This window comes from Streptomyces viridosporus, from assembly GCF_002078235.1.
GTDB classification, from domain to species: Bacteria; Actinomycetota; Actinomycetes; order Streptomycetales; family Streptomycetaceae; genus Streptomyces; species Streptomyces viridosporus.
On sequence record NZ_MSGP01000274.1, the window covers coordinates 1 to 10,542 of the forward strand.

2 protein-coding genes are annotated in these 10,542 nt (G+C 74.5%); both read left to right on the forward strand.

Annotation, left to right across the window (positions count from 1 at the left end; all coding sequences use genetic code 11):
• A partial coding sequence (locus tag B7L92_RS20130) for a non-ribosomal peptide synthetase (protein ID WP_143626355.1) occupies window positions 1-7,391 on the forward strand: 7,391 nt, incomplete at its 5' end.
• On the forward strand, window positions 7,388-10,542 hold a 3,155-nt coding region (locus tag B7L92_RS20135; protein ID WP_081238911.1), incomplete at its 3' end, for a non-ribosomal peptide synthetase. The genes B7L92_RS20130 and B7L92_RS20135, both read left to right, overlap by 4 nt.

Below are 10,542 nucleotides of genomic sequence, written 5' to 3' on the forward strand. Positions count from 1 at the left end.
GCGTCGGCAACCTCGCCTCCGCGCAGATCGACCGGTTCACCCTCACCCCCGACAGCCGCCTGCTGCAGTTCGCCTCCCCCAGCTTCGACGCCTCCGTCTCCGAGGTCTTCACCACCTGGCTGTCCGGCGCCACCCTGATCACCGCCACCGCCGACCACCTGCGCCCCGGCCCCGACCTCGCCGACACCGTCCGCGACCTGCGCGTCTCCCACGCCACCATCCCGCCCGCCGCCCTGGCCGCGATGGAACCGTCGGACCTGCCGACACTGACCACCCTCGTCGTCGCCGGCGAGGCCGTCCCCGCCCAGGTCGTCGAAGACTGGGCGCCCGGCCGCCGCATGATCAACGCCTACGGCCCCACCGAGACCACCGTCTGCGCCACCATGAGCACCCCGCTCACCGGCACCCAGCCGGACAGCGTGCCCATCGGCACCCCCATCACCAACACCCGCGTCTACGTCCTGGACGAGGGGCTGCGACCGGTCGCCCCCGGCGTCACCGGCGAGCTCTACGTGGCCGGCACCGGCCTCGCCCGCGGCTACCTGAACCGCCCCGACCTCACCGCCGAACGCTTCGTCGCATGTCCGTTCGGGGCACCGGGTGAGCGGATGTACCGCACCGGCGACCTCGTCCGCTGGAGCGCACCGGGCGAGCTCACCTACCTCGGCCGCACCGACGACCAGGTCAAGCTCCGCGGCTTCCGCATCGAACTCGGAGAAGTCGAAACCGCCCTCCGGCACCTCCACGGCATCCGCCAGGCCGCCGTCGTCGTCCGCGAGGACCGCCCCGGCGACCGCCGCCTCATCGCCTACACCGTCCACGACACCGACCGCACCGCCGACCCGGCCGCCCTCCGCGACGCGCTGCGCACCACCCTGCCCGAGCACATGGTCCCGGCCGCGATCGTCCCCCTCGACGCCCTCCCGCTCACCGTCCACGGCAAGCTCGACCGCACCGCGCTCCCCGCACCCGCGTACGGCCGGGCGGCGGGCGCGGGCCGGGCGCCCTCCGGGCCGGTGGAGACGACGCTGTGCGCGATCTTCGCCGAGGTGCTCGGGGTGGAGACCGTCGGCGTCGACGACGGGTTCTTCGACCTGGGCGGCGACTCCATCGTCTCCATCCAGCTCGTCGCCCGCGCCCGCAGGGCCGGGCTCGCCCTCACCGCCCGCGACGTCTTCCAGCACAAGACCGTCGCCGCGCTCGCGGAGGTCGCCGAAGCCGCCACCGCGCACGCGGCGGAGGACCCGGACGCGGGCATCGGTCCCGTCGACACCACGCCCATCGTCGCCTGGCTCTCCGAACTCGGCGGTCCCACCGACCGGTTCAGCCAGTCGATGCTGCTGCAGATCCCCGCCGGAACGCGTCGGGAGCAGCTCACCGAGGCGGTGCAGGCGCTCCTGGACCGTCACGACGCGCTGCGCAGCCGGCTGCACCGCCGCGCCGACGGCTGGTCCCTGGAGGTGCTCCCGCGCGACGCCGTCCGGGCCGCCGACCTGATCCTGCGCGCCGACGCGCACGGCATGACCGGGACCGGTCTGCGGCAGGCCGTCGCCCGGCACCACGACATGGCGCAGGCGGCCCTCGCCCCCGAGGACGGCGTGATGCTGCGGGCCGTGTGGTTCGACGCCGGGGACGAGGCTCCCGGTCGGCTGCTGCTGGTCGCCCACCACCTCGTGGTCGACGGTGTGTCGTGGCGCATCCTCCTCACCGACCTGGCCGCCGCGGGCGCGGCCGTCGCGGCGGGCCGCCGGATCGAACTCGATCCGGTGCCGACCTCGCTGCGCACCTGGGCCCGGGAGCTCACCGCTCACACGGCCGACCGCGCCGGTGAACTGCCGTTCTGGGAGCGGACCCTGGCCGGGCCCGACCCGTTGCTGGGCGACCGCCCCGTCGACCCGGCCCGCGACACCATGGGGACCACCCGGTCGCTGTCGGTGTCGCTGCCGGCCCCCGTGACCTCGGCGCTGCTGAGCGAGGTGACCCGGGTGTTCCACGCCCGGGCGAACGAGGTGCTGCTGGCGGGCCTGGCCCTGGCGGTGCCGAAGTGGCGCCGGGCCCGTGGCCTCGACGGTGACGACGTGCTGCTGGACCTGGAGGGACACGGCCGGGAGGACGTACTGGCCGGCGTCGACGTGTCCCGGACGGTGGGCTGGTTCACCAGCCTGTTCCCGGTGCGTCTGGACGCGGGTACGGACGGGGTGGACGCCGCGGTGAAGCGGGTCAAGGAACAGTTGCGGGCGGTGCCCGACAACGGCATCGGCTACGGCCTGCTGCGCCACCTCGACCCCGGGGCGCGGCCCCTGCTCGCCGCGCTGCCCGTTCCGCAGATCGGTTTCAACTACCTGGGCCGCATGGACGGCGGCGCGGGCCCGGCCGACTGGGCCCCGGCCGCCGAGTCGGACCTGTTGCTGGGCGCCGGCGTCGCCGACGCGGCGATGGCCGTGCCGCACCCGCTGGAGATCAGCGCCGTCGTCCGGGACGGGCAGGACGAGGGCCCCGTGCTCACCGTCACCTGGGTGTGGGCCGAGGGCCTGCTGGACGAGGCGGCCGTCAGGGCGCTCTCGGCCGCGTGGTTCGACGCGCTGCGGGACATCGCCGCGCACGCCGCCCTGCCGGGGGCGGGCGGTTTCACCCCGGCCGACCTGCCGCTGGTGCGGCTCAGCCAGGAGCAGATCGACCGGATCGAGGAGACGCACCCCGCGCCGTCCGACATCCTGCCGGTCGCGCCGCTCCAGGAGGGGCTGCTCTTCCACGCGATGTTCGACGAGGGCGGACCGGACGTCTACAGCGTCCAGTTCTCCTTCGGCCTGGACGGACCGCTGGACGCCGGCGCCCTGCGGGCCGCCGCCGAGTCGCTGCTGGCGCGCCACGACAACCTGCGGGCCGCGTTCCGCCTGGACGTCGCGGACCGCCCGGTCCAGGTGATCCCCGCGACCGTGGACCTGCCCTGGCGGGAGGTCGACCTCAGCGGTCTCGACGAGGCCGCGCAGCGGGCCGGGGTGGAGCGGATCCTCGCCGAGGACCGCGCCGCCCGCTACGACCTGTCCGTCGCGCCCCTGCTGCGCTTCACCCTCGTGAAGCTGGCCGGCGAACGCCACCGGCTGGTGTTCGCCAACCACCACGTCCTGCTCGACGGGTGGTCCATGCCGATCGTGTTCGGCGAACTGTTCGCCCTCTACGCCCGGAACGTCGGCGCCGACCGCGACCTGCCGCGCGTCACCCCGTACCGCGACTACCTGGCCTGGGTCGGCGAGCAGGACCGCGCCGTGGCCCTGGACGCCTGGCGGAGCGCGCTGCACGGAGTGCAGGAGCCGACGCTGCTGGTCCCGGACGACTCCGGGGCCCGGGGCGCGGACCACGGGGCCGAGGTGCCGCGGCAGCTTCCCTTCGAGCTGCCGGCGGAGCTGACCGCGTCGCTCCAGGAGTGGGCCCGCCGGTCCGGACTGACGCTCAACACCGTGGTGCAGGGCCTGTGGGCGGTGCTGCTGGGCCGTCTCACCGGCCGGGACGACGTGGTGTTCGGTGCCACCGTCTCCGGCCGGCCGCCGGAGGTGCCGGGCATCGAGTCGATGGTGGGCCTGTTCATCAACACCGTGCCGGTGCGGATCACCGTCGACCCGGCGGAGACCGTCACCGCCCTGCTGACCCGGGTGCAGGCCGCGCAGAGCGCACTGATGCCCCACCAGCACGTGCAGCTCTCCGAGATCCAGGGTCTCGTCGGCATCGGCGACCTCTTCGACACCCTCACCGTGTTCGAGAGCTACCCGATGGACGCCGCGGTGCTCGAACTCCCCGGCACCGGGCTGCGGGTGTCCGACGTCGACGGCGCGGACGCCACGCACTACCCCGTCACCCTCGCGGCGCTGCCCGGGGACCGGCTCCGGCTGCGGCTGGAGTACGCTCCGGGCCGCTTCCCGCAGGACCGGGCGGAGGCTCTGGCCGCCCGGCTGACCGGGCTGTTCGAAGCGGTGGCCGCGGACCCGGACCGTCCGGTCGGCCGGCTGGACGTGCTGACCGCGAAGGAGCGGGAGGCTGCGCTCACCGGTGGGAACGCGCTGCTGCACCCGGTGCCCAGGCACCCCGTCCAGGCCCTGCTCGAGGACCTGGCCGCCCGCACGCCCGACGCGACCGCCGTCGTCTTCCGCGGCACCACGCTGACCTGCTCGGAACTCAACGAGCGGGCCAACCGGCTGGCCCGGCTGCTCATCGGACGCGGCGCCGGACCGGAGCGGATCGTCGCGCTCGCGCTGCCGCGCGGCCCCCAGGCGCTGGTCGCGATGTTCGCGGTGCTGAAGGCCGGTGCCGCCTTCCTGACGGTGGACCCCGAGTTCCCGGCGGACCGCATCGCCTACCTGCTGCGGGACGCCGCGCCGACGGTGGTGCTGACCGACCGCGAGGGGGACGCCCACTGGACGGCCGAGGGTCTCGGCGCGGGCATCGGACGCCTGGTGCTGGACGCGGAGGAGACCGGCCGGGAGCTGGCCGCCGCCGATCCGGCGGACGTGGTGGACACCGACCGCACCGCGCCGCTGACCCCCGCGGCCCCGGCGTACGTGATCTACACCTCGGGCTCGACCGGCCGCCCCAAGGGCGTGGTCGTGCAGCACCACAACCTGGTCAACCTGTTCCACGGCCACAAGGAGACGCTCTTCGACCGGCACGCACGGGCCGACGACCCCGACGGCCGCTTCCGGGTGGCCCTGACGGCCGTGTTCTCCTTCGACACCGCCTGGGACGGCGTGCTGTGGATGCTCGACGGCCACGAACTCCACCTGATCGACGACGACACCCGTCGCGATCCGGAGGCCCTGGCCGGCTACGTCGACCGGGAACGCGTCGACTTCCTCGACCTCACCCCGGCGTTCGCCGGGCAACTGGTGGAGGCGGGACTGCTGGCCGACGGCCGGCACCACCCCGCGGTGCTGATGCTCGGCGGCGAAGCCCTCGGCCCCGACCTGTGGTCCCGGCTGCGCGCCGCCCCGCACACCACCGCGTACAACTTCTACGGCCCGACCGAGGCCACCATCGACACCGTGTTCCTGCCCCTGGCGGACAGCGAGAAGCCCCTGGTGGGCCGGCCGGTGCGCAACACCCGGGTCCACGTCCTCGACGGACACCTGCGGCCCGTCCCGCCGGGCGTGACCGGTGAGCTGTACCTCGCGGGCGACCAGGTGGCCCGCGGGTACCTGGGCCGCCCCGACCTGACGGCCGGCAGCTTCGTGGCCAACCCCTTCGGGGAGCCCGGCTCCCGCCTGTACCGCACCGGCGACCTGGTGCGGGCCACGGCGGACGGGCTGCTGGAGTACCGGGGCCGGACGGACGATCAGGTCAAGGTCCGCGGTTTCCGCATCGAGCTCGGCGAGATCGAGTCGGCGCTGGCCGCCGGTCCCGACGTGGCCGCGGCCGCCGTCGTGGTCCGCGAGGACACCCCCGGCGTCCGCCGGCTGGTCGGTTACGCGGTCCCGGCCGCCGGCGCCGCCCCGGAGCCCGCGGCGCTGAGGGAACGGGTGGGGCGGACCCTGCCCGAGTACATGGTCCCCGCGGCCGTCGTCCTGCTGGACGCGCTGCCGCTGACGGCCAACGGCAAGCTCGACCGCGCGGCGCTGCCCGCACCGGACTTCTCGGCACGGGCGACGGGCGGCCGTGCGGCGGGCGACCCGGTCGAGCAGGCGCTGTGCGCGCTCTTCGCGGACGTGCTCGGACTGCCCGAGGTCGGTGTCGACAGCAGCTTCTTCGACCTCGGCGGGGACTCCATCGTCTCCATCCAGCTCGTCGCCCGCGCCCGCGCCGCCGGCCTGGTGTTCTCCCCGAAGGACGTCTTCACGCACCGGACCGTCGCCGCCCTGGCGCCCGTGGTCCGCCGGGCTCAGGACACCCCCGTGGAGGACCCGGACGCCGGGATCGGCGCCCTGCCGGCCACCCCCGTCATCCGCTGGCTCCAGGAGCACGGCGGGGCCACCGACGGCTTCGTCCAGTCGATGCTGGTGCGGGTGCCGGCCGGACTGGGCCTGGAGCACCTGACCACGGCCGTCCAGGCCCTGCTGGACCACCACGACGCGCTGCGCATGACCGTGACCCGCGGCGCGGACGACACGCCCTGGTCGCTGGAGATACCCGCCCGCGGCGGCGTCCCGGCCGCCGAGGTCGTCGTCCGTGTTCCCACGGGCGGCTTCACCGGCGCGGACCTGGAGGCGCTGATCGCCGCCGAGGCGGAGGCCGCCTGGCGCGCACTCGACCCGGCCGCCGGGCGGATGCTCCGGGTGGTCTGGTTCGACGCCGGGCCGTCGGCCCCCGGCAGGCTGCTGGTCACCGCCCACCACCTGGTCGTCGACGGCGTGTCCTGGCGCATCCTGCTCCCGGACCTCGCCGCCGCCTGGCAGGCCGCCGCCGACGGCGGACAGCCGCGCCCGGCACCGAACGGAACCTCCTTCCGCCGCTGGGCGCAGCGCCTGACCGAGGCCGCCGCCGAGCGGGAGGACGAGGTGGAGCTGTGGCTGGAGATGCTGTCCGAGGAGGAGGCGCCTCTCGGCGCACGCCCGCTCGCGCCGTCCGACACCGCGGCCGGAGCGCGCTCGCTCACCCTGAGCCTGCCGGCCGATCGCACCGAACCGCTGCTCACCGACGTCCCGGCCGCGTTCCACGGCGGGGTCAACGACGTACTGCTCACCGGGCTCGCTCTGGCCGTGGCGCAGTGGCGCCGCCGTCGGGGCCTCGGCGAGGACGGAGCCGTCCTCGTCGACCTGGAGGGCCACGGCCGTGAGGACGTGGTCGGGGGCGCCGACCTGTCCCGTACGGTCGGCTGGTTCACGACCGTGTACCCGGTGCGGCTCGACCCCGGACAGCTCGACCGGGACGAGGTGAGGGCCGGCGGCGCGGCGTTGGGACGCGCCGTGAAACGGGTCAAGGAGCAACTGCGGGCCGTGCCGGACCACGGCATCGGGTACGGCATGCTGCGCCACCTCAACCCGGCCACGGCTCCCCTGCTGGCCGAGTACCCGGACCCCCAGATCGGTTTCAACTACCTCGGGCGCCTCGGTGCTCCGGGCGCCGAGGAGCAGGACTGGGCCGTGGCGCCGGAGTCGGCCGCCCTGACCGGAGCCGCCGCTGGCGACCCGGACACCCGACTGGCACACGCCATCGAGATCAACGCCCTCGTCAGGGACCTTCCCGGAGGTCCCGAACTGAACGTCACCTGGACCTGGCCCGACGGGCTGTTCCCCGAGCAGGACATGCAGGACCTGGCGGACGACTGGTTCGACGCCCTGGAGGCGCTGACCCGGTACGCCGCCGCACCGGAGGCGGGCGGCCACTCGCCGTCGGACATGCCGCTGGTGAACCTGTCGCAGGCACAACTCGATCTTCTGGAAAGCACGTGGAGGAAGTCGTCATGAATGGTGCGGGACTTGAGGACGTCCTCCCCCTGTCACCGATGCAGGAGGGCATGCTGTACCACGCCCTGCTCGACGAGCAGGAGCTCGACGTGTACGGCGGTCAGATCGCCTTCGACTTCGAAGGCGCCCTGGACGTGGCGGCCCTGAAGACGGCTGCCGCCGCCCTGCTGCGGCGGCACGCGAACCTGCGCGCCGGTTTCGTGCACGAGGGTTTCGACAAGCCCGTGCAGATCATCCCCCGCGAGGTCGAACTCCCCTGGCAGGAGGTCGATCTGACGGACGTGGCGGCCGAGGACGAGCCGGGGCGCCTCGAGGCGCTCATGGCCGCCGACCGCGCCCAGCACTTCGACCTGACCGCGCCGCCGCTGGTGCGCTTCACCCTCATACGGCTCTCGGGCCGGCGGTTCCGTTTCGTGCTGGCGAACCACCACATCCTGCTCGACGGCTGGTCGATGGCGATCATGCTGCAGGAGCTGTTCGTCCTGTACGCGCAGGGCGGTGACGCCACCGGGCTGCCGCGGGTCACGCCGTACCGCGACTACCTCGCCTGGGCCGCCGCCCAGGACCGCGACGCGGCGGCGAAGGCGTGGGGCCGGGCCCTCGCCGGGGTCGAGGAGCCCACCCTGCTGGCCCCGGCCGCCCCGGCCGCCGCCGCCGAGCCCCCGCACTACCACCACCACGAGCTCTCCGAGGAGCTGACCGCGGCCGTCGCGGCCCTGGCCCGCCGTCACGACCTCACGGTCAACACCGTGGTGCAGACCGCCTGGGGCGTCCTGCTGGGCCGTCTCACCGGCCGGGACGACGTCGTCTTCGGCAGCACCGTCTCCGGCCGGCCGCCGGAGATGGCCGGCATGGAGAACATGGTCGGCCTCTTCATCAACACCCTGCCGGTCCGCGTCCGCCTGGACGCCGGGCAGCCCGTCGCCGACCTGCTGCGCCGTCTGCAGGACGAGCAGTCGGAGCTGATGGACCACCAGCACTACGGCCTCTCCGACATCCAGTCCCTCCTCGGTGGCGGCGAACTCTTCGACACCATCACGGCGTTCGAGAGCTACCCGATCGACACCGACGGCTTCTCGGAGCCCGTCGACGGTCTGCGCGTCACCGGCGTGCACACCACCGACGACAACCACTACCCGTTCAGCCTGGCGATCCTCCCCGGCGAGCGGATGCGGCTGCGCATGGGCTACCGCCCGGATCTGTTCACCGCCCGGCAGGCGGAGCTCATCGGCCGGCGGCTCCAGCACATCCTGGAGAGCTTCACCGATGCCCCCGAGCAGCTCCTGGGCCGCCTCGACGTGCTCACCGGCGCGGAGCGGGAGCAGCTGCTGCAGGCGTGGCGGGGTGCCCGGCCCTCGGTGCCCGCCGCGACGTTCCCGGCGTTGTTCCAGGCGCAGGTGGCCCGGACCCCGGACGCCCCGGCGGTCGTGTCCGACGACACCTCGCTGTCGTACGCGCAGCTCAACGAGCGGGCCAACCGGCTCGCCCACCACCTCATCGACCGGGGCGTGGGCCCGGAGCGGATCGTCGCCCTGCTGCTGCCCCGCTCGGTGGACATCGTCGTGGCCCGCCTGGCGGTGATGAAGGCCGGCGCCGCCTACCTGCCGGTCGACCCCGACTACCCCGCCGACCGCATCGCCTACATGCTCCACGACGCCGACCCCGTCCTGGTCATCACCACCGGCCACGACGCGGACCGCCTGCCCGAGTCCGCAACCGCCGGCCGCCTGCTCCTGGACCGCCTCGACCTGGCCGCCGCACCGGCGACCGACCCGACGGACACCGACCGGCCGGCGGAACTGACCGTGGCCCACCCCGCCTACGTCATCTACACCTCCGGCTCGACGGGCCGCCCCAAGGGCGTGGTGGTCTCCCACCAGGGCCTGGCCGCCTTCGCCACCGTCCTGGCCGAACGCTGCGCGGTCGGCCCGCACAGCCGGGTGCTGCAGTTCTCCTCCCCCAGCTTCGACGCCTCGGTCCTCGAACTGTGCATGAGCCTGCCCCGGGGCGCGGCCCTGGTGGTCCCCCCGCCCGGCCCGCTGGCCGACGAGGCCCTGGGCCGGGTCCTCGCCGACCGGAGGATCACCCACGCGCTGATCCCGCCGGCCGCGCTGGCCACCGTCCCGGCCACGGACCTGCCGGACTTCACCACCCTGATCGTGGGCGGCGACGCCACCGACGCCGCCCTGGTGGACCGCTGGGCACCCGGCCGCCGCATGATCAACGCCTACGGCCCCACCGAATCCACCGTGGCGGCGACGATCAGCGAACCGCTGATCGCGGGTACGGGTGTCCCGGCCATCGGCCGGGCCGTCGACGGGACCAGCGTCCTCGTGCTGGACGCGGCGCTGCGCCCGGTCGCCCCGGGCGTGGTGGGAGAGCTCTACCTCGCCGGCGAGCAACTGGCCCGCGGCTACCTGAACCGCCCGGCGCTGACCGCGGAGCGGTTCACCGCCTGCCCCTACGGGGACGCGGGCGGCCGCATGTACCGCACCGGCGACCTGGTCCGCTGGGGCTCCGACGGAGCCCTGGAGTACCTGGGCCGCGCCGACCACCAGGTCAAGCTGCGCGGCTTCCGGATCGAGCTCGGCGAGATCGAGTCGGTGCTGGTGTCCCACCCGGACGTCGCCCAGGCGGTCGTGCTGGTCCGCGAGGACCGGCCCGGCGACAAGCGGCTCGTCGCCTACACCGTCCCCCGCGACGTCCAGGGCCCGCCGGTCGATCCCCGAGCGCTGCGCGACCGACTGTCCGCCACGCTCCCCGAGTACATGGTGCCGTCGTCGTTCGTCGTGCTCGGCGAACTCCCGCTCACCGCCAACGGCAAGCTCGACCGCAAGGCCCTGCCCGCGCCCGAGGAGGCGGTCGGCGGCACCGGCCGCGCCCCGCGCACCCCGCAGGAGGAGATCCTCTGCGGTCTGTTCGCCGAGATCCTCGGCCTCCCGGCCGTCGGGGTGGACGACAGCTTCTTCGAACTCGGCGGCCACTCCCTCCAGGCCACCCGCCTGGTCAGCCGCGTGCGGTCCGCGTTCGACGTCGAACTGCCACTGCGCAGCCTCTTCGAGTCGGCCACCCCGGCCGGGCTCGCCGCCCTCCTCCAGCGGTCCGCGGACGGCCGCCCGGCCCTGGAGCCCCGGCCGCGGCCGGCCGAGAT